The organism is Bradyrhizobium iriomotense (genome assembly GCF_018129405.1).
Classification (GTDB): Bacteria; Pseudomonadota; Alphaproteobacteria; order Rhizobiales; family Xanthobacteraceae; genus Bradyrhizobium; species Bradyrhizobium iriomotense_B.
This window is the reverse complement of record NZ_JAFCLP010000010.1, coordinates 119,556-140,851: the sequence shown is the minus strand read 5'-3', so window position 1 is coordinate 140,851 and position 21,296 is coordinate 119,556. Positions and strand designations below refer to the sequence as shown.

Sequence of the window (21,296 nt, the reverse complement as noted above, 5' to 3'; positions counted from 1 at the left end):
GGGAGAATGATTGGGGCTATTGGAGACCGCGGATGAAATGGAAAGAACTTGAGGAAGAGCCATGTTCGATGGCAAGGACGATCGCGGTCATCGGCGACCGATGGACGCTGCTTATCCTGCGCGAATGCTTTCTGCGCACTCGTCGCTTCGAGGGATTCCAGTCCGCCTTGGGTATAACGCGCCATCTCCTTGCCGAGCGTTTGAAGAAGCTTGTCCGGCAAGGCATTCTCCGCCGAGTCCCCTATCAGGAATCGCCAAAGCGCCACGAGTACATCCTGACGCAGAAGGGCCTCGACCTCTATCCGATCATGATGGCGATCGTTCATTGGGGCGACACTCACATGGTCGACGAACGCGGTCGGCCGCTCCTGCATCAGCATCGCAACTGCGGCAAGAACTTCGATCCCGTCATGGTTTGCTCCGAGTGTGGCGAGCCGGTTCTGGCCAAAGAGGTCCATACGCATCCGGGCCCCGGCGCCAGGCGTCCCCTCGCGCAAAAGGAAACGGAAGCGCCGGCCCCAAAACCCAAAGCGCGCCGCAAAGCAGCCTGATCGCCCCTGCCCTGAGAAGCCCGCCAAGCCGCTACCCGCGCAATGATCGAGGAGCCGACCGCTTCGCCGCGATCAGCCTCCATGCCTGCCACCGGTTGGGTGCTCGATGAGTGAGAGCTCAAACCCGGATCACGCCCGGGTTCGGGGCGGAGCAGTAGAGAGATTCGACCTGGTCCGACCGGCACTTCAAGACGGCGCGTTGATTGACGTATGCCTTGTCGGTGATTTCTCCAGCGGCGATCGACGGCGGCTCCTTGAGCAGCACGAACGAATGAGCATTTTCGCTGCTGCCAACGGTCCGGTTGTATTCCTGGAGCCGGTCCTTGAGGAACTGCACAACGACGGGATCGCTGGTCAGGTCGGAAGACGGCTGCGAAGAGATCCGCGCCGCCTCCGTCGGGTTCAGCCAGCAAAGCAGACCGCAGTATTCTCGGTTTTCGCCTGCAATCACCACATCTGATAGCACGCCGCGGGTGGCCGCCAAGATCGCGGCGCGCATGTTCCCGATCGACACCCAGGTCCCGTTCGCGAGCTTGAAGTTTTCGGAAATCCTACCCGTAAAGCGAAGTCCAGATTCGGGTTTCTCGGGGTCCATGAAGGAGACCGTATCGCCGATGCGGTAGAAGCCTTCTTCATCGAAGGCTTGCTCCGTCAAATCCGGCCGACCGAGATAACCAGGCGTGACGTTGGGACCTTTGACCCGCACCTCATAGGTATCGGAAACGGGAAGCAGCTTGAGTTGCAAACCGGGCGCGGGAAGGCCGATTTCACCCGGTCGGTCGGTAGCCCAATGGGTCGTGCTGATCGTTGGAGCGGTTTCTGTCGTACCGTAGCCGGACATGACAGGAATCCGTCGGCCGGTGATCGATGACGTCAACCGGTAAAGACGCTCGAGCGTGTTCTGCGAGATGGCTGCGCCGGCGTAACTTATGCGATCCAGCCGCTTCAGGATGCGCGCGCCAAGTTCGGAATCCTTCTCGATGGCGTCGCAAAGGGAATTGTAACCGGCCGGCACGTTGAACATGGCGGTCGGTGAAACCTCTTGCAGATTGAGCAGCGTCTTGTGGAAGAGCTGCGGCAATGGCCGGCCGTCGTCGATGTAGAGCGTCCCTCCATTCTTGAGTATGCCGTGCAGAATGACGTTGCTTCCCATGGTGTGGTGCCATGGCATCCACTCGACCTGAACAGGCGCTTCGGAGGGGGCTACCAGCAAGCTACCCATTTGCAGAGAGCTCGCCATCATGCGGTGCGTATTCAGGACACCCTTGGGGAGGCCCGTCGAGCCCGACGTAAAGAGGACTTTTGCGACGGAATCGCAGGATACAGAGCGGGATGCGCCTTCGAACCCTTGATAGCTGCTCCTCTTCTCAGTCAGGTCAGAATGGCGCACCGTTTTGGGAGCGCCGTCTACGCTGATCCAGGTTGCCGCTTTCAGTTCCGGAATGGAGCGGGCGGCTGAGAATTCGCGTCCGCTTTGCACGAACACGAACTTCGGGCGCAGCACCTCTGCGACATCTTTCAGCCGTGCCAGGCCGCCGGGCATCAACGTGTAGTTCGGCGAGATTGGCGCAAAAACGACGCCGATCGACATCGCGGCGAAGGACATCACCGCGTTCTCTATTGAATTCCCGGAGAGGATGGCGAGGTTATCTGAAGGCTTCGCATCCATCTCGATCAGGCTTTGGCCAACCGCCTGAACCAAGGACCAGGCCTGGCTATATGTGATCTCGTCCCACCCGCCGCTTGAATTGCGTTGAGCCAAGAAAATCCGGTCGGGAGCGGCTTTCGCCCATCTCGGCAGGAAGTCCGTGATACGCCAATCGCACTCCCCCAGCTCGATCGGCGACCTCAAGATGAGCGTACCGTCGCTCCGATGCTGCAGAGAGACCTCTTTGGGCGCGAATGCAGGTGCGTTCGTTGACATTGAAGATGATCCTATGACTTACGGCAGCGCCGCCCCGCACTCTCGCGTGTGATTCCGCTTCTGATCGCCGACCATCTGCGGTCTCGTGCGGACGGCTCACCTCAGGAGGTCGATGGCGCATTCGATCACGCGCCGTTTTCCCGTTTTTCTGTGCGTCGACTACTCGGATTTCGCGTCAAGCACGTCGCCGAACAACTGGTAGGTCGTTCCGGTCCAGCGCTGCAGCCGCATTTGCGTCCACATCATGTTCGAGTTTTCGCTGGTGTTAACCTCGATTCCCGGCAGTGCGACGGGGACGATGACGTTCTTGAGGTTCTTTGCTTGCGCCAGAATATTCTTGCGAGAGAGGTCGTTGCCGCATTGCTTCAGGATCTGCTCGAGCAGAATTCCCTGCTGATATCCAACCGCGTAACTTCCGTTGGTGATGTCGGCGCCGGACAGATACTTCTCGAAGAAGCTCTTATAGGCTTGCATGCCGGGATCGTTCTTCCACGTCTCGTCTGCGACGTCTTTGGTGATCGTGCCGGCGATCACGCCGATCGATTTGTCGAGACCGGCCGGCGCGAGCGTGCCACCGACAGATGCCGATGGGAAGTTGATGATGACGGTCGCCTTCCATCCAATCACCGAGGCCTGCCTGATCGCCTGCGCTGCAAACTTTGGTGTCCCGGCGATCACGAGAGCCTCGGCGCCCGAACTCTTGAGATTCGTGATCTGTGAATCGATCGTCGGCTCAGTCACCTCGTAAGAGGCGGCCACGACTTTCCGATCGAAATCGGCCCCGAGATACGCCTTGAAGGCATTGATGTAGTCCTTACCGAGGTCGTCGTTCTGGTAGAGAATTGCGTATTTCGCGTTGGGAAGCGTCTTGGTCAGATACTTCGCGTAGATCTTCCCTTCGGTATCGTAACTGACGAGCCCGGTCGTCGTCAGGGGATAATTTGCGACGTCCGTGAACTTGGATGAACCACTGACGATTGCGATGCTGGGCACCCCTTTCGCCCTGAGGTACTTGGCCGTAGCTGAGATGCCGGGCGTACCGAGTTGGCCGAACATGAAGGACACTTCATCGCTCTCGACCAGCTTGCGCACGTGCTCAACCGCCTTGGGCGGACTGTATGAGTCATCGTAGGCGATGTAGTTGATCTTTCGGCCGTTTACGCCGCCTCGGTCGTTCAGCGATTGGATATAAGCAATAAGACCCTTGCCCACGAGCCCGATCGATGATGCTGGTCCGCTGAAGGGGAAGACCCCTCCAATCTTGATCTCAGTTTCAGAAATGCCCGGCTCTTCTGCCGCGGACGCGGAACCGCTCAAAAGCACAGCAAGAGCTATCGCGACTTTCCAATTCGCTATCATGGACCGTCCTCCCCACGCGCGCCTTTCACGACACGCCAGTATGTTGGTTGACCTTCTGCTTTTCGTGCTCGCCCACCGATCGTCGGCTTGGCACCGGACCGGAGTGACTGGCTTGAGGCCTGCCCGAACTTAACGTTCTTTTTTAGAACTCGTCAAGCGCCTCTGTAATCCGGCATCTGCGACACGATCACCGGAGGATTTATTTGCGCGACTGTTTCTGCGGCGATAGCTCCGCGCACAAATTTCACGGGTTACTTCCGTAACAGCACTTATGACATTGTGCCGCAAGCGACCGCCTCACGAGGATTGGACGGCCGACACGCGCGCACACGTCATCAGGTGCTGCCGATGAAAAGCTCGATCAGCGCAATCACGGTGTCGGGCGCGTCTTCCTGGCTAAAGTGTCCCGCGTTCGGAAGTTTTATGATCGGCCTACCCGGCCAAATCGCACTGAAATCAGCGATCTGCGTGTCTGGCGCAATGGCGCGATCCTTCATGCCAACGGCCAGCATCGCCGGCTTGGACTTCAGATTGTCAATGAGTGGAAAGCCTTCCGCGAGGTAGGGCCGGATTCGGCCGAGCAGTGCATCGAGCGGAAACTCGATCGCTCCAAAACACTCTTCTTTGGTCGTAAATGGCGCCCCGTAGGCCGCAAGCCAATCGGCGTTGACGACCGAGAGGTTCTCCAAGCCCTGGGTTTTCATGACACTCAGGATGTTGACTTCCAGGTGCCCCAACACTTCACGGAGCGTTCCGGCCCTGTGATGATGGAGGACGAACTGGAACCATGGCGTCAGCCCCGGAGGAGCGTTGCCGTAGCCAGTAAGCGTGTTGAGCAAAAACAACCGCTTGATGCGATCGGGACAACGTAGCGCGAACGCCGAACCGATCAATCCGCCCCAATCCTGGATAACAAGCGTGATGTTCGTGAGGTCGAGCGCTTCGACCAATTTGGTGAAGTTATCGACGTGGGCTCTGAGCGAATATTCCCGATTCGAAGGCGTCTCGCTCTTGCCGAAACCCATATGGTCAGGAACGATCACCCTATGTGAGGCCGCAAGCGGCGGGATGAAGCGCCGATAGAGATAGCCCCACGTCGGCTCACCGTGCAGACAGACGATAGGATCGCCACTCCCCTCATCGACGTAATGCATCCGGAAGCCGGCTCCTTCGAAGAAATGGGGCTGGAAGGGCCAGGTTCCGCCAAAAGTCTCGCGAGCATCGATCATCGTTGCGGTGCGACTCGTTCTGAAGGGGATTTCAATCTTTTCCGTCGGCCGCGCCGCTTATTTTCCGCGGAAAACGGCTGGACGACGTTCGATGAAGGATTGGATGCCTTCCATCATATCCTCGCTACCGAGGACGCGGTCCTTGATTTTTGGTATGTAGTCGATCGCATCTCGCTCGGCGGCTTCGATATACTTCAGCGCGGCTTGTTTTGTGACCTGTATTCCGAGCGGTGCATTTTTGACGATCGTGTGCGCCAGCTCCATAGCCCGATCGATCTGGCTTCCGGGTTTGACCACCTCCTGCACGAGACCAATCGCGTGGGCCCGGGCGGCATCGAACTCGTCGCAAAGGAAAAGGTGATACATGGCGTCACCCCAACCTGCGCGCGTCAAGAATCGGAAGTGAGCGCCGCCGAGAGGCGCAATTCCACGCTTTGCCTCCATCTGGCAGAACCGGCTATCCGAAGCAGCGATGACGATATCTCCGGCGAGCATCATTTCGATGCCGATCGTATAGACGATGCCCTGTACAGCCGTCACGATCGGCTTGCGGCATCGTCCCTTGAGCGCAAATGCATCGATGTTGCTGGGAGAAATCTCGATTTTCTCGGCGTTCGGACCGAAAAATTTGGGCATGTCGAGACCTGACGTGAAGTCCGTTCCTTCTCCGCAAACGACGCCCGCCCAATATTCGTCGTTGCTGTCCAGAAGCGTCATGGCATTCGACATCTCCACCATCATGGCGGGTGTGAACGAGTTCTTCTTCGCTGGATTGTCGATGATGATCTTGAGGATTCGACCGTGAACTTCTGTGCGGATCCGGCCAGCCGGGGCCTTTTGATCGCTCATTTGAATCCTCCAGACGCGTCAAACAACACCGCGTCGCCAAAGCCCATCTTGGCGGGCAAGTTGACAATGAGCTTCGGAAGCCGGCTACAACAATCTTATGCCAACCCTATTCAAGGGTGAATGCCACCGCCGAAGGGTGCGCATGCACCGCTGAGAGAAGTGTCGAGAGCGCCGAGGCAGGTGTATTGCAATTGGATTGACACATCATATGATGACCGTCAGCCAACATTGCGAGGAGCATCTCCATGGCCGAAGCCGCCGATCCCGTCGTCATCGTCTCCGCCGCCCGCACCCCGCTCGGCCGCTTCATGGGCGAATTGTCGCCGCTTGCCGCGCACAAGCTCGGATCGCACGTGATCGGGGCGGCACTGGAACGCGCGAAACTTGCGCCCGAGAAAGTCGACGAAGTCTTCATGGGCTGCGTGCTGCCGGCCGGCCAGGGCCAGGCGCCGGCGCGCCAGGCCGCGCGCGCAGCGGGGCTGCCTGATGCGACCGGCGCCACCACCGTCAACAAGGTCTGCGGTTCCGGGATGAAGGCGACCATGCTCGCGCACGACATCATCCGCGCCGGCTCGGCCGAGATCGTGGTGTCCGGCGGCATGGAGAGCATGAGCAACGCGCCCTATCTGCTGGCCAAGGCGCGCGGCGGCTATCGTGCCGGCCATGACCGCATCATCGACCATATGATGATGGATGGCCTCGAAGACGCCTATGAGACTGGCCGCTCCATGGGCGATTTCGGTGAAGCCACGGCGGAAGCTTACCAGTTCACCCGCAAGGACCAGGACGCCTATGCGATGGAGACGCTGGGCCGCGCCCGCAAGGCAGTCGAAGGCGGCGCGTTCAAGGCCGAGATCGCACCGATCACGCTGACCGAGAAAGCCGGCCCGCGCGTCATCGCCAATGACGAGCATCCGCTGAAGGTCGATCCCGCCAAGATCCCGGGCCTCAAGCCGGCGTTCCGCGCCAACGGCACCATCACGCCCGCTGCCTCCTCCGCCAATGCCGACGGCGCCGCTGCGCTGGTGCTGACGAAGCGCTCGCTCGCCGACCGCAACGGATTGCCTGTAATCGCGGAGATCAAGGGCCACGCCACTCACAGCCAGGAACCGCAATGGTTCACCACGGCGCCGATCCCCGCGATCCGCAAGCTGCTCGACAAGGTCGGCTGGAGCGCCGGCGATGTCGACCTGTTCGAGATCAATGAGGCCTTTGCCGTGGTGGCGATGGCGGCGCAGCGCGATCTCGGCATTCCCCGGGATAAACTCAACATCAACGGCGGGGCTTGCGCGCTCGGCCATCCCATCGGCGCCACCGGCGCGCGGCTGATTGTGACGCTGTTGCACGCACTCGAAGCCAACAACCTCAAGCGCGGCGTCGCGGCGCTCTGCATCGGCGGCGGTGAAGCGACTGCCATTGCCGTTGAGCGCCGCGGCAATTGAAAGTCTGAGCGCCAGTCACCTGCCTGGAGTGTCGCGGAACTAGCGGCGCCTTGCGCCCCGACAGATGCCGCCTCGTCGAAGCGACGGCCTGCCAGGCGGCCGTCGCGGGACTGAGATTTCCGGCAATCGACTCATCAAGCGAAATTGACGCTCTTGTTTAGAGGTAATTCGCGTACTCGCTTTCCGGTGAGAGCAAAGATTGCATTGGCGAGAGCGGGTGCTGCCGGCGGGACGGGAGGCTCACCAATTCCTCGTACTTCCCCACCAAGCTCCAATCCCTTGACGATGATGTCCGGCGCCTGATGAAATCTCATGGCCTCGAACAGATGAAAGTTCGTCTGGACCGGCGCAAACTTTTCGTAGGTCAGCTCGCAGTTCATGGCATGGCCCAAAGCCCAGATGATCCCCCCCCGCACCTGCGCTTCGAAGTTGACCGGGTCCAGAATGCGCCCCACATCGCAAACGGCATAGACCTTGTCGATCTTGATGCCCTGAGGAGTGTCGCTCACTTCGACGACTTGAGCCATTGGCACGCCGAAGGACAATGTCAGCGCCACGCCGCGGGCTCGTCGATCGTCGATTCGCGAACCTTTCCAGGCGGAAACATCTCGCAAGGTATGCAGCACCTTCTTGGAAGGCTCATGATTGCAGAGACGAATGAGTTCTGCCATCGGATCCGCACCGGCGGCATGGATCAACTCGTCCAGGAAGGAACCATGGTGGAAGCCATTGCCGGATGCTCCAACGGAGCGCCACGGGCTGACTGGCACCATTTCCTTCGCCCTATAGCCCGTCACGCGGAAGTTCGGTATGGCGAAAGGTTGATCCCAAATGCCGTTGACGCTTGAAGTATCGGGGCCGGGAGGCACGGGCGCCTGCAATCGGTTGAACCAGGAAGCGCCCATCGATTGTCCGGCCATATCGATGCTCATGCTTTCGACCATGCCTTCACGAACTGTTCCCTTCGCGCGCGAGAGCTGAATCGGGCGCGGATAGTCGTGCCCCATGTTCTCTTCACGGCTCCAGGTCATCTTGACCGGAACGCCTTCCATGGCCATCGCGAGTTCGATCGCTTGCAACGCATAGGTGTCGTCCAGTCGCGCCCCGAAGCTCCCGCCGATCGGCTGAGCGTGCACGTAGATCTTCTCCTCGGGCAATTGGGTCAGCTTCGCCGCATGCCCCTGGAGGAAGACCGGGATCTGCGTTCCCGTCCAGATGTCGAGCCGCTCCTTCGTGTAGAGCACGACCGCATTCATGGGCTCCAGCGGCGCGTGGGCCAGATATGGAGTCCGATACTCCGCCTCGATCGGTTTGGATGAGCCTGTTAAAGCCTTCTCGACGTCTCCGTCATTGCGAAGCCGGCTGTCCAGCAGGTCTTTGGAGAATGAATTCTCCAGCACCTTCCACATTCCGGCCGAGTCGGCCGGATAAGGAGGATCGTTCCATTCGATCTTGATAGCGGCCGCGGCCTGGAAGGCTCTCCACGTGTTATCGGCGATCACGCCCACACCATCTTTGATCGGGACGATCTTTTTGACGCCTCTCATCTTCTCCGCGCCAGAGGCATCATATCGTTTGATCGTGCCTCCAAGGCCCGGGTTGGCGCGGACCGTAGCGTACACGACCCGGTCCGGACGAATATCGATCCCATATTGTTGCGTACCGGTAGACTTGGCGACGATATCGATCCGGCGCATCTTCTTGCCGATATAGCGCCACTCCTGTTCCGGCCGGAGCGTGACATCGGTAACCGGTGCAAGCTGCGCTGCCTCAACGGCCAGCTCCGCGTAAGTGACGGACTTGCCATCAGGCAAGATGACCTGACCGTCCTTGGTCTTCAATTGCGATCGGGACACCCCCGACCTTCTGGCGGCCGCCTCCTTCAAAGTCTCGCGCGCGACGGCTCCCGCCATGCGAAGTTTTCGATAGCCGTCGGGTACGGTGGACGAGCCTCCCGTGATCTGCATACCGAGAACGCGGCTCAACACCTCGCCACCTCCCCGCGCCCCTCGGGCCATGATGCCATCGTCGATGGTAGTGAAAGGTAGGCTGTCGTCCATGATCCGGCTGTTGAAGTAGGCCGGATTTGGCGGACCAGGATCGATGCGAACCTCGTGCGGATCGACGTCGAGCTCTTCGGCAATCAGATGAGCCTGGATGGAATATGAGCCTTGGCCCTTGTCGGCGCGCGGAGTGATGAGCGTAACGCCCTTTGCGTCGACGCGGACGTAGGGCGTGATCGCCGCTTCACCCGCCTTGAGGCCCTTGAGCAGCGGATTGGGAGGATCCTGGCGCAATCGGTAATAGCCGAAGGCGACGCCGCCGGCGATCGCAGCGGAGCCGATCAGGAACGTGCGTCTTGCAATCGTCTTGAGCCGAGCCACGCTATTTCCCCTTCATCATCTGGGCTGCAGTTTTGACGGCGCTGTGGATGCGAGTGTAGGTCCCGCATCGACAGAGATTTCCGTCCATGGCGTCGGCGATTTCGGAGTCCGAGGGATCGGGGGTTTTAGATAGCAGGGCCGCTGCAGTCATCATTTGGCCGGACTGGCAATAACCACACTGCGCAACTTGGTGCTCGATCCAAGCCTGCTGAACGACGTGCAGGTTTGCGGGAGTTCCCAGGCCCTCGATTGTCGTGATGCTGCCGCGGACCTCGCCAGCGTTGATCGAGCAGGAGCGAACCGCGGTACCGTCGATATGAACGGTGCATGCACCGCAAAGGCCCGCCCCGCAACCGTACTTCGGTCCTGAGATACCAAGCTCGTCTCGGAGCACCCAAAGAAGCGGCATTTCCGGTTCGACATCCAGATCGTAGCGATTACTGTTGATGGTCAACTGCATTGCGAATGCTCCTGTAGTTGCGAACAACGACACCTGCCTGCCTCTCAAAGCGCCGCGGCCAGCCGGATCTGATGTGCCGAACCAGGCACGTATTCTTGACGATTAGGTCGTTACAGAGGCCTCGGCAATTCAGAATCGAATAGCTTTGCGTTACCGCTGAATTGCCGCTAAGCGCGTTCCAGCAGAGCCGTTCGATGCTTGGATTTTCGGAAAGCACGATGCTCGGGTCCCGCCAGGCACGCTCGTTGGCTCGGTCCGCCTCCGCGAGGCAGCTACGTGCTTTCGGCGAACACTGACGCAGGACGAGTTCGGAGCTGTCGTGCGTCGGGCGCGCGCATCAGAGCTACCTAAGGTTTTCGCCGCCCCCGGCGCCCGGAAGCTGTGGCACGGCTCTGCTCCGATCCACCTTCAGGCAGCGGCGCATCGATAACACGCGTCATGAGCTCGCGGAGATGGCCGGCCTCGCGCGCCCCGAACGCCGATTCGAACCCGGCTCTCGCCTTTTGCCAGGCCGGATGCGCCGCAAACAGCACCTCCTGCCCGCGGTCCGTGATTGTAACCTGCCGCACCCGCCGATCCTCCTCGCTCACCTTGATCTTGAGGAAGCCATCGCGCTCCAGCGGCCGGAGATTGTGGCCGACCGTCGCTCGATCCATTGTCATGATGTCTGCCAGGCTGGCCATCGTCATCGGGCCTTCCGCGGCGAGGAAGCCCAGCAGGCTGTACTGGGTCGACTTGAGGCCGGTACCGGCAAGACAGAGATCGTAATAGCGAGATACGCGTCGCGCCGCCCGCCTGAGCTGGCTGCAAGTGCAGTTCTGAGGAAAATCACTCATCGGAATCGAGCGTCGTGCCAAGTTCAGGTTTCCTTGCTGGCCTGGATCGGTGCCCCAGACCCTTAGCATCAAATCGCCGAACGAACCTCAATGAAATGGCAGTTTGCCTGCCCGCATGACGGATGATAGTCTTATATGCCCGTAATTGTGTCCGGCGCACTGCGCGCGGGCGCACGCAGCCTTCAGATGCAGCCCTCAGATCAAGGAGACCAGTATGGCGGGACTTAAAGACCACCCGATCGCCGAACGCATACGGCTCAACCCTCCGGCACCGCCTGCATCCCTTACCTTCGGCGCTTTGAAGGCGTTGGTCATGGAATGCGGTGCAGATGATTGCGGTATCGTCAGCCTCGACGACCCTCTCGTCAAAGACGAGGCGGTTCACGCGCGACGGGCATTCCCGGGGGCGCGATTGGCGGTGAGCATCGTGAGCAGGATGAATCGCGCTCCCATCCGTTCACCCGCGCGTTCGGCGTCCAATAACGAATTCCACAAGATTTCCCATGACGTCGACGATATCGCGCGCGAGCTGGTTCGGCGACTGGAGGACATAGGCATCTCGGCGATGAACCCTCCGATGGCATTCCCCATGGAGTTCGACAAGTACCCGGAACGGGGATGGGTCGTCTCGCACAAGCTGATTGCAGAAGCTGCCGGGGTTGGAAAGCGCGGCATCCATCGCAGCGTCATCCATCCCAAATTCGGCAGCTTTATCCTCTTGGGCACCGTGCTGGTCGATCTGGACATAGAAGCTCCGGCAAAGCCGCTCGACTACAACCCCTGCTTCGAATGCAGACTTTGTGTTGTCGCCTGCCCGGTCGGCGCGATCAAACCGGATGGATATTTCGATTTTTCCTCCTGCCTCAACCACAACTACCAGCAGTTCATGGGCGGATTCGCACAATGGATCGAGGACATCGCAGACGCGAAGTCCGCCAAGGACTACCGTGAACGCCAACCGCTGGCAGAAACAGTCAAGCGCTGGCAGAGCCTCTCGTACGGCCCCAACTACAATGCTGCCTATTGCGTCGCGGTTTGTCCTGCCGGCGAAGACATCATGGCCGGCTACTTGTCAGACCGCAAAGCGCACGTGGAAACGATCGTCAAACCGTTGCAGGACAAAGTCGAGCCGCTTTATGTCGTCCGGGATTCCGATGCAGCAAGTCATGCAGCGAAGATGTTCCCGCACAAGACGCTTCGGTTTGTGCGCTCGAGTGCCCGGGCCTCGAGTATCGGCGCATTTCTCTTCGGCATGGGACTTACCTTCCAGCGCAATAGGGCCAAAGGCCTGAACGCCACCTACCACTTCGTCTTCACAGGCCAAGAGCCCAAGGAGGCTACGGTGGTCATCGAAAATCAGAAGCTGACCGTTACCGACGGCCTCATTGGTACACCGGACCTGCGCATCCAGGCGGACTCGGCCGCTTGGCTGAAGACTTTGAACGGTCAGCTCTCGGTCGTCCTGGCGCTCGCGCAGAGAAAGATTCGATTGAAGGGTCCTCTTAAACTCCTGAAGGCCTTCGGTGCGTGCTTCCCGAAATGACAAAACACTGCCGCAAGCCGAGTGCTAAATGCCCGCGTCGGCCTCGGGTGTCTGTTAGTTGGACGCAACGAACGTCAGTTCTGTTTTCGAATTGATTAAGTCGTCGTCTCGATGTCTTATCCTGGCACCTCCCGGTCCGATCCAGGAGACGGAGACATCCGGGCTCGGACTACTCAACCGGCCGCGAAAGCGGCCGGTCTTTTTCAGTGCGTTATTCGGTGGGATGAAGGAGCCAGGCTCGTCTCGTAATCTGAAGCATCTCCGTTTCGCGGAGCTTAAGCCGATAAACTCTGGCTTTCGACCTCGGATAATGCTGCGCCGGCGAGGCTCTCAAGATCGCCGGAAGGGCGCTGAACCCGAGCATCATGCCATTAGGTGCGGTATCGGTCGGATCGAGACGGAAGGCCTGCGGCGAAGCAAGCCCGTCTCCCTCGTGATCACGGCTCCAGCCAAGGCGATCGAGCGCCGCTGGGGGCGAGTGGTCGCCGGCTCTCCATTTCAACATTTCGATCGCGGATCGAAAAGCAAGCCTGACGCAATCGATGTCGTCGACAGATCGGTCGCCGACCATCTGCGCGTGATGCTTAACAGCCTGCAAGACCTCTTCACGCACGTGACCATGGCTGAGCGCGATAGCAGTCAAGCCAAAGAGAGCATCAAAAATCCGGAACGCGTGGCGCGCGGTGGCCAGCACCGGTAGATAACATTCGAAGGCAGTCGGTCCGAACGCGGCCGCCGACTTTGCTCCGGCCGCCGCCAGCCATACCGTACGCGCTCTCGTGAATGCCAAGCTAGGCGTCCATCCGTTCAATGTCGATGATTTCGCCGCTTCAATCAGCGAATATTCAGGAGCGTCGCTGCTCATCAGGACGAAATGCGCCATGGTGTGCGTCGTTGCGCAGTAATTGCATTCATCAGTACTGAACGTGGTATTGGCTTTAGCCGTCACGCGCTCACGCAAGTCTTCCAAGGCGGCCAGATGACGAGTTGCCAAGGCATATGCGAACACTTCGATAATAGGCGCCCACCTAAATACGGACTGGAACTCTGTTCTAGACGGAAAGCGGCCAGGAAGCATCATTGGGGCGAGCAAATCGAGAGCGACATCTCTGCTTCTCGCTCTAAGAGCATGCATCCGGCTCCCTGGGGACGTCACCAGCTTGTCGATCTCTTCACCCACCGAGACGCCATGCTGACGAAACGGACGCAGCGTCCCGGACGGGTCAATCTCAATCGCGGCCGGGACGTTCGGTATCTTCAGGACCACTGGTCGCGCAGACTCGCCGGCCGTCCGGATGCTTTCCCATGTTGTTGGCTCCATCTCTACGGCGAGACCGATCGCTAATGTATCGGCCAATCTCGTCAGGTCGTCGGATTCATATGCAGCGACGATCGGACCGAAGTTATGAGACTTCTCTCTGGCCTCATGGTTCTCTCGATGCGGAGGCAAAGGTCGCTCCAACTCCCACCTCTTTGGCTCTTTCCTGGAAGCATGAAGCCGATCGTCGCGCATGACGAACCGAACGATTTCCGAGGATGAACTAGAGCGGGAAAGTAGGTGTGTTTCCTGCAACCCCGTCGAGCCGCATATTTCGAGCACCGCCTAATCAGAAATGAATAAGCGGTCGGTCACGACGTGCAGTCGATCCGCCCCCCGAGCTGTCCCTGCTTGCAGGAGTGCGCTTGCATTGCCATAAACGTTCTTTTATGGAACTTAACAGGGTGAAACGTCATGGTCCGCGTCAAGGGCGATGGATCGGGGCGTTGAACTCGCCAACGCCAAGATGTCGATGAGACCTTTCGGCGCGAATGCGCCCCAACGGACCGACAATTCCAAGCGCAAGCGCCGTCCAGGACGGCGATATGGAGGAGATCGATGACCACTGTCGTAAGCCTGAAGTCCCACGACGCCCTAGGCATCGTCACCATCGATAGTCCTCCCGTCAACGCGCTCAATGCAGCCGTACGCGGTGGCATTCTGGCGTGCGTCCAAGAGGCCATTGCCGACCCCTCCATTCAGGCCATCGTGCTGACCTGCGCAGGACGGACCTTCATTGCCGGAGCCGACATCACGGAGTTTGGCAAGCCTCCGAAGAGGCCAGCCCTCGATGAGGTCCTGACCGCGATTGAGAGCAGCCCGAAGCCCGTCATTGCGGCCATCCACGGCACCGCTCTCGGTGGGGGGCTCGAGGTCGCCCTGGCATGTCATTTCCGGGTGGCGGAAAAGAGCTCGAAGCTCGGCCTGCCCGAGGTCAAACTTGGTCTATTGCCAGGCGCCGGCGGCACCCAGCGCCTTCCGCGCGCAGTGGGTCCAGAACTTGCCGCTAGAATGATCATCAGCGGCGATCCGATCGGCGCCAACGAAGCGCTTCAGAACGGATTGCTCGAGGAGGTGGTCGAGGAGGCATCATCCGGCGGCGAAGCCTTCGCTCGAAAGCTCCTTGCTGACAGGCGCCCGCTTCGCAGATTGCGCGACGATGACACCAAGCTCGCCGCGGCTCGATCGGACCGCTCGATCTTCACCGGCGCTGTGGCTGCGATTACAAGAAAAGTCAGAGGGTTGGAGGCCCCGTTCGTTGCGGCCGACGCGATCGGCCATGCGCTCGATCTCCCCTTCGATCAGGGGCTGAAGAAAGAACGAGAGCTATTCCTCCGGCTGATGAGCAGCGATCAATCGAAGGCTCTACGATACGCATTCTTCGCCGAGCGAGAGGCAGCGAAGATCGCGGGCGTGGAGACCGGGACCAAGCCCCATGCAGTCGAACGTGTGGCGATCATCGGCGCAGGCACCATGGGAGGCGGTATCGCGATGTCATTCGCGAACGCAGGCATTCCCGTTACTCTGGTAGAGAGCGGCAAGGATCAGCTCGATCGCGGATTGAGTGTCATCCGCAAAAACTATGAAGCCACCGCCGCGCGAGGCGGCATTCCCGCTGATGCACCTGCGAAGCGCATGGCACTCATCAGCGGAGCCATCGGTCTTGAGAACATCGGGCAAGCTGACCTCATAGTAGAGGCTGTATTCGAAACCATGGCGATCAAGAAGGAGGTGTTCGGACAGCTCGACAAACTCGCGAAATCTGGCGCTATTCTCGCGACCAATACCTCCTTCCTGGACATCAATGAGATCGCCAAGGAGACCAAGCGTCCCCAGGATGTAGTCGGCATGCACTTCTTCAGCCCGGCCAATGTGATGAAGCTGTGCGAAATCGTCCGAACCAAGAGCACCGCTCCCGACGCGCTGGTAACCGCAGTTTCATTGGCGCGGAAGATCGGAAAGGTACCGGTGATCGTCGGTGTCTGCGACGGCTTCGTTGGCAATCGTATGCTCATGGCCCGGCAGCGTCAGGCCAATCAGCTGCTTTTCGACGGCGCACTCCCTCAGCAGGTCGACGCCGCCCTGACCAAATTCGGCATGCCAATGGGCCCGTTCGCGATGGGTGACCTGGCCGGATTGGATATCGGGTGGCGGTCGCGACAGGATCGTGGCATCAAATCGGAGATCGAAGACGCCTTATGTGAGGCAGGCCGCTTCGGACAAAAGACCGGAAAAGGCTTCTTCCGTTACGAAAGCGGCTCACGTGCTCCCCTTCCCGATCCGGAGGTCGAAAAACTGATCGATCAGACGTTGAAGCGTCTCGGGCGCAAGCGGCGCACGATCAGCGATGAGGAAATCCTGGAGCGGACGACATATGCGATGATCAACGAAGGAGCTCGGATCCTTGAAGAAGGCATTGCGGCTCGAGCAAGCGACATCGACGTGGTGTGGCTGTATGGGTACGGATGGCCGGTCTATCGTGGAGGCCCCATGTATTACGCCGATCATGTTGGGCTGAAGACAATCGCTGACAAGCTGTCGGACTATGCGAAGGAAGCAAGCGATCCGTCGCTTGAGCCAGCACCGTTGCTGAAGAAGCTGGCCAATCAGAACGCGAAATTTACCTGACCTGTCTGCCCCGGAGTGAACCGACCTGCTCGCCGAGAGGCTGACCTGTCTGGCGGCGAGTGGGCTCCCGAACCGGCGATGAGGGACCTTGGCGAGGAGAGGCGCAGACCTACATCTCGAAGCTTTGGAGAAGTCCGAACGATTGGTGGAGAGCTTCCGTCCCCGGCGCGGAAACAAACCGTTGATCGACCATTCCTTCTCAATAGTTACTTGATATTTCGTAGCTGCTCTGGCAATTTGTGCCAGCGTAGCTATTTGCAGGGGTAGAGCACGGCTCCTTATCGCGGGTGAAATCGTCCCCCTCATCGCTGGAGAGGAAGTTCAGGAGGAACCGATACTGCTGACGCATGATCGGGATTTCTCTCCCTAACTCTGGCAATAGGCCCATCGCATCTTCAAAAAGCCGGATCCTTACATGCGCCGAATAGTAGTCACAGGAATGGGGCTGGTCTCTCCGCTCGGCTGCGGTACGGAGGTGGCGTGGTCCCGGCTGCTTGCCGGCAAGTCCGGGCTGACCATCCTGCCCGAGTGGGCTTCCTCGTTGCCGGGGAGAGTTGCCGGACTCGTGCCGGCTAAAGCCGATGACGTCGATGGTGGCTTCGATCCCGATCTGACCATCCCGCCCAAAGAACAGCGGAAAATGGATCGGTTCATTCAGTTCGCGTTGGTGGCAGCTGCGGAGGCGGTCAAGCAGGCTGGCTGGACCCCTGCGGACGAGCACTCACAGGAGCGCACAGCGACGATCATCGCTTCTGGAATTGGCGGATTTCCGGCCATCGTCGAAGCGGTACGGACTACCGACCAACGTGGCGTCCGCCGCCTGTCACCATTCACCGTGCCATCCTTTCTGGCAAATCTCGCCGCCGGACACGTTTCGATACAGTACGGCTTCAAAGGGCCGATCGGCGCCCCCGTTACGGCGTGCGCTGCCAGCGTACAGGCAATCGGCGACGCGGCTCGATTGATCCGCGCTGGTGAGGCCGACGTGGCGGTCTGCGGGGGTACAGAAGCTTGCATCGATCTGGTCAGCCTTGGAGGGTTCGCAGCGGCCCGCGCAATCTCCACCCGCTTCAACGACAGGCCCTCGCAGGCGTCTCGCCCGTTCGACCGGGACCGCGACGGCTTCGTCATGGGCGAAGGAGCTGGAATTCTGGTGATCGAAGAGCTCGAGCACGCTCGAGCACGCGGGGCCCTGCCGATCGCCGAACTCATCGGCTATGGAACTTCCGCCGACGCGCATCATATCACCTCGGGACCTGAGGACGGCTCAGGCGCCCGGCGCGCCATGGAAGCGGCCTTGCGACAGGCCAACCTTGATCCGCGCAACGTGCAGCATCTCAATGCTCACTCGACCTCGACTCCGGTCGGCGACAACTCCGAGCTGGCCGCCATCAAATCCGTTTTCGGAGGTCACGGAAGCATCGCCGTGAGCGCGACAAAGTCGGCGACCGGTCATTTGCTGGGCGCTGCAGGGGGCGCCGAGGCCATCTTCGCGATCCTCGCGGTCAGGGACCAGATCGCCCCTCCCACTCTCAATCTGGAAAATCCCGACGAAGCAGCGGAAGGCGTCGATCTCGTCGGACCAAAGGCTCGCAACATGGCGATGGATCACGTGATCTCGAATGGCTTCGGATTTGGCGGCGTGAACGCCAGCGTCATCTTCAAGCGCTGGTAGGGTGACGCGCGCTTCTCCTCGCTGGGTTCAACGGCCAGCTCCGCTCTAATGCGTCAATTCCCTCATCGCCCCTTCTAGGCCGTCGATGGTGATTGAGAACATGCGACCCGCAAAGATACGTTTGATGATGGTGGTCGATTCCGAATAGTCCCAGTGCTTCTGAGCGACCGGATTGAGCCACACCGAATGCGGATAGGTGCGGATGATGCGGTCGAGCCAGACCGAGCCGGGCTCCTCGTTGACGTGCTCGACCGAGCCGCCGGGCACCATGATCTCGTAAGGCGACATCGAGGCGTCGCCGACGAACACGACCTTGTAGTCGTGCGGGTATTTGTGCAGCACGTCCCAGGTCGGCGTGCGGTCGGTGAAGCGGCGCTTGTTCTGCTTCCAGACGCCTTCATAGAGGCAGTTGTGGAAGTAGAAATACTCCATGTGCTTGAACTCGCTCTTCGCCGCCGAGAACAGCTCCTCGACCTGCTCGATATGCGCGTCCATGGAGCCACCGATGTCGAAGAACACCAGCAGCTTCACCGCATTGCGTCTTTCAGGACGCATGTGCACGTCGAGGTAGCCGTGATTGGCGGTCTCGCGAATGGTGGTGTCGAGATCGAGCTCGTCGGGCGCGCCGGTGCGCGCGAATTTGCGCAGGCGGCGCAGCGCCACCTTGATGTTGCGGATGCCGAGCTCGACATTGCCGTCAAGATCCTTGAACTCGCGCTTGTCCCACACCTTCACGGCGCGGTTGTTGCGGTTCTTCTCCTGGCCGATGCGCATACCCTCGGGATTGTAGCCGTGGGCGCCGAACGGCGAGGTGCCGGCCGTGCCGATCCACTTCGAGCCGCCCTGGTGGCGGCCCTTCTGCTCCTCGAGGCGCTTCTTCAGCGTCTCCATGAGCTTGTCCCAGCCCATGGCCTCGATCTGCTTCTTCTCTTCCTCCGTCAGGTACTTCTCGGCGAGCTTCTTCAGCCACTCCTCGGGGATCTCCGCCTTCTCCATGGCATCGAGCAGGCTTTCCAGCCCCTTGAACACCGTGCCGAAGACGCGATCGAACTTGTCGAGATTGCGTTCGTCCTTCACCAGCGAGGCGCGCGACAAATAGTAGAAATTCTCGACCGTATAGTCCGCAAGGTCAGCGTCGAGCGCCTCCATCAGCGTGAGGTATTCGCGCAGCGTCACGGGGACCTGCGCATCGCGCAGAGAAGTGAAGAATTGCAGGAACATGATAGATGGACCGTCCGAGTATCCCCGGCGAAACTATCCCGGATCTTGGCGCGCCCGATCGACAAACGAGAATAGGTTCACTTCATCGGTGAATAGCCCCGTGCGTTGATTATTGCTCCGCCGATGGTCGATCAATTGCCCTGCATGAGTAAAGCAGAAAGCATTTGAAATCATGCGATTTTAATGGCATCGGGCCGCGCTCGGGCAGAGCCTGTAATTTGTCGGCCTTGCATGCGGGTCACGCCATGAACATCCGCCCGAGGAAGTGGCCGAGGACTTGATTCCCTTGCAAAGCTGCCGCTATTTAGATCACATCCTTGCGCATCTACTCGAACAAATCTGATGGCCATGAAATTCACTGGGACGAAGAACTACGTCGCAACTGACGATCTCAAGGTGGCCGTCAATGCCTCGATCGTGCTGGAGCGCCCGCTCCTCATCAAGGGCGAGCCCGGCACCGGCAAGACGGTGCTGGCCGAGGAAGTGGCGAAGGCGCTGAGCGCGCCGCTGCTGATCTGGCACATCAAGTCCACCACCAAGGCGCAGCAGGGTCTCTACGAATACGACGCGGTGTCGCGCCTGCGCGACAGCCAGCTCGGTGACGCACGCGTCTCCGACATCAAGAACTACATCAAGCGCGGCAAGCTGTGGGAGGCCTTCACCGCCGAGCAGCGCCCGGTGCTGCTGATCGACGAGATCGACAAGGCCGATATTGAATTCCCGAACGACCTGCTGCTCGAGCTCGACCGCATGGAATTCCATGTCTACGAAACCGGCGAGACGATCAAGGCGAAGCAGCGCCCGATCATGATGATCACTTCCAACAACGAGAAGGAGCTGCCGGACGCCTTCCTGCGCCGCTGCTTCTTCCACTACATCAAGTTCCCCGACGCCGACACGATGGGCCGCATCGTCGACGTCCACTTCCCCGGCATCAAGAAGCGCCTGGTGGAAGAAGCGCTGCGCGTCTTCTTCGAGGTACGCGAGGTGCCCGGCCTAAAGAAGAAACCGTCGACGTCGGAACTGCTCGACTGGCTCAAGCTGCTACTCAACGAGGACATAAGCGCCGAGCAGCTGCGGGAGCGCGATCCACGCAAGCTGATCCCGCCGCTGCACGGCGCGCTGCTGAAGAACGAGCAGGACGTGCACCTGTTCGAGCGACTGGCGTTTCTCGGCCGGCGAGAGGTCTAGCCAATCAAGAACTCGATATTGGCCGTCAGCCGGAGTTCTTGATATTCAGGTCTCCGATTATTCTGACCGGAGTCGATGAGATGGGCCACTCCCAAGCGGACAAAGCGAAAAGTAGGGAGCGTATTCTGGATGCCGCCGCAGTCCAGATCCGGGAGCTGGGATTGGACGGCCTCAGCATTGCCGAGCTCATGAAATCGGCAAAGCTGACGCACGGCGGGTTCTACGGGCATTTTGACTCGCGCAATGAGTTGATCTCCGATGCTTTGGCAAAAGCCCTGTCGGAAGGCGGCCCAAAATCGGCGCGCCTGGGAAACACGAACGGTCCGCGCACTCTCAAAGCGCTGCTCAACACCTATCTCAGCAAGGCGCATCGAGACGATCGGAGTGTAGGATGTGCGGTAGCGGCGCTGGCCGGAGACGTTGCGCGAAGCGATCGGAGAACGCGCGACGTCATGACAAGCTATCTCTCCCAGTACTTCGACAGAGTGGCTCAGTTAGTGGAAGGCGATCACCCCGACGAATCCGCCATTGCCATCGTCTGCACGATGGTCGGAGCGGTCGCTCTTTCGCGGGTGACGAGAGATCGTCCGATGTCTGACAAGATATTGCGCGCGGCCCGACAGAGCATTCTCGACCTTATAGAGTGCCGCGAGGCAGTTGAAAAATAGCGGCCCGAAGGGAAGAAA

16 protein-coding genes are annotated in these 21,296 nt (G+C 59.7%); 7 read left to right on the top strand and 9 right to left on the bottom strand.

Annotation, left to right across the window (positions count from 1 at the left end; translation table 11 throughout):
• The first annotated feature begins 32 nt into the window (after positions 1–32).
• Complete coding sequence (locus JQ592_RS21485; protein ID WP_211404778.1) at positions 33–551, top strand: winged helix-turn-helix transcriptional regulator; 519 nt, start codon at positions 33–35, stop codon at positions 549–551.
• 118 nt (positions 552–669) lie between these two features.
• Here the strand turns inward: JQ592_RS21485 and JQ592_RS21480 are convergent, their stop codons facing one another.
• The 4 genes from JQ592_RS21480 to JQ592_RS21465 all read right to left on the bottom strand — a co-directional run bounded on the left by JQ592_RS21480 (position 670) and on the right by JQ592_RS21465 (position 5,912).
• Positions 670–2,475: an AMP-binding protein gene (locus JQ592_RS21480; protein WP_211404777.1), complete on the bottom strand. Its 1,806-nt coding sequence runs from the start codon at positions 2,473–2,475 to the stop codon at positions 670–672.
• Between the two features lie 159 nt (positions 2,476–2,634).
• The gene (locus JQ592_RS21475; protein WP_211404776.1) at positions 2,635–3,834 is read right to left on the bottom strand and encodes an ABC transporter substrate-binding protein; all 1,200 of its coding nucleotides are present in this window, start codon (positions 3,832–3,834) and stop codon (positions 2,635–2,637) included.
• A gap of 335 nt (positions 3,835–4,169) precedes the next feature.
• Positions 4,170–5,063, bottom strand: a complete 894-nt coding sequence (locus tag JQ592_RS21470) for an alpha/beta fold hydrolase (RefSeq protein WP_211404775.1) — start codon at positions 5,061–5,063, stop codon at positions 4,170–4,172.
• 57 nt (positions 5,064–5,120) lie between these two features.
• Complete coding sequence (locus JQ592_RS21465; RefSeq protein WP_211404774.1) at positions 5,121–5,912, bottom strand: crotonase/enoyl-CoA hydratase family protein; 792 nt, start codon at positions 5,910–5,912, stop codon at positions 5,121–5,123.
• Between the two features lie 245 nt (positions 5,913–6,157).
• Here JQ592_RS21465 and JQ592_RS21460 point away from each other — a divergent pair, with 245 nt between their 5' ends.
• Positions 6,158–7,354 (top strand): acetyl-CoA C-acyltransferase, encoded by a 1,197-nt coding sequence (locus JQ592_RS21460; protein WP_211404773.1) that lies wholly within the window; start codon positions 6,158–6,160, stop codon positions 7,352–7,354.
• Between the two features lie 134 nt (positions 7,355–7,488).
• On the opposite strand, the gene JQ592_RS21455 is transcribed toward JQ592_RS21460, so the two are convergent.
• The 3 genes from JQ592_RS21455 to JQ592_RS21445 all read right to left on the bottom strand — a co-directional run bounded on the left by JQ592_RS21455 (position 7,489) and on the right by JQ592_RS21445 (position 11,034).
• Positions 7,489–9,738 carry a xanthine dehydrogenase family protein molybdopterin-binding subunit gene (locus tag JQ592_RS21455; RefSeq protein ID WP_211404772.1) on the bottom strand — a complete coding sequence of 750 codons (2,250 nt, stop codon included), beginning with the start codon at positions 9,736–9,738 and terminating at the stop codon, positions 7,489–7,491.
• Position 9,739: 1 nt separating this feature from the next.
• The gene (locus tag JQ592_RS21450; protein WP_211404771.1) at positions 9,740–10,198 is read right to left on the bottom strand and encodes a (2Fe-2S)-binding protein; all 459 of its coding nucleotides are present in this window, start codon (positions 10,196–10,198) and stop codon (positions 9,740–9,742) included.
• A gap of 347 nt (positions 10,199–10,545) precedes the next feature.
• Positions 10,546–11,034, bottom strand: a complete 489-nt coding sequence (locus JQ592_RS21445; protein ID WP_211404770.1) for a MarR family winged helix-turn-helix transcriptional regulator — start codon at positions 11,032–11,034, stop codon at positions 10,546–10,548.
• 214 nt (positions 11,035–11,248) lie between these two features.
• Between JQ592_RS21445 and JQ592_RS21440 the strand changes: the two genes are divergently transcribed.
• Positions 11,249–12,577 (top strand): SCP2 sterol-binding domain-containing protein, encoded by a 1,329-nt coding sequence (locus JQ592_RS21440; RefSeq protein ID WP_211404769.1) that lies wholly within the window; start codon positions 11,249–11,251, stop codon positions 12,575–12,577.
• Between the two features lie 211 nt (positions 12,578–12,788).
• Here JQ592_RS21440 and JQ592_RS21435 read toward each other — a convergent pair whose 3' ends face one another.
• Positions 12,789–14,039 carry a hypothetical protein gene (locus JQ592_RS21435; RefSeq protein WP_211404768.1) on the bottom strand — a complete coding sequence of 417 codons (1,251 nt, stop codon included), beginning with the start codon at positions 14,037–14,039 and terminating at the stop codon, positions 12,789–12,791.
• A 414-nt stretch (positions 14,040–14,453) separates the two neighbouring features.
• Between JQ592_RS21435 and JQ592_RS21430 the strand changes: the two genes are divergently transcribed.
• On the top strand, positions 14,454–16,523 hold the full coding sequence (locus tag JQ592_RS21430; protein ID WP_211404767.1) for a 3-hydroxyacyl-CoA dehydrogenase NAD-binding domain-containing protein: 2,070 nt from the start codon (positions 14,454–14,456) through the stop codon (positions 16,521–16,523).
• Positions 16,524–16,938: 415 nt separating this feature from the next.
• A complete protein-coding gene (gene fabF, locus JQ592_RS21425; protein WP_211404766.1) occupies positions 16,939–18,198 on the top strand; it encodes a beta-ketoacyl-ACP synthase II in 1,260 nt (419 codons plus the stop codon).
• A gap of 45 nt (positions 18,199–18,243) precedes the next feature.
• Here fabF and JQ592_RS21420 read toward each other — a convergent pair whose 3' ends face one another.
• Positions 18,244–19,419: a vWA domain-containing protein gene (locus JQ592_RS21420; protein WP_211404765.1), complete on the bottom strand. Its 1,176-nt coding sequence runs from the start codon at positions 19,417–19,419 to the stop codon at positions 18,244–18,246.
• 348 nt (positions 19,420–19,767) lie between these two features.
• Here JQ592_RS21420 and JQ592_RS21415 point away from each other — a divergent pair, with 348 nt between their 5' ends.
• Positions 19,768–20,610: an AAA family ATPase gene (locus tag JQ592_RS21415; RefSeq protein WP_211404865.1), complete on the top strand. Its 843-nt coding sequence runs from the start codon at positions 19,768–19,770 to the stop codon at positions 20,608–20,610.
• 80 nt (positions 20,611–20,690) lie between these two features.
• Positions 20,691–21,278: a TetR/AcrR family transcriptional regulator gene (locus tag JQ592_RS21410; protein WP_211404764.1), complete on the top strand. Its 588-nt coding sequence runs from the start codon at positions 20,691–20,693 to the stop codon at positions 21,276–21,278.
• The last annotated feature ends 18 nt before the right edge of the window (positions 21,279–21,296 follow it).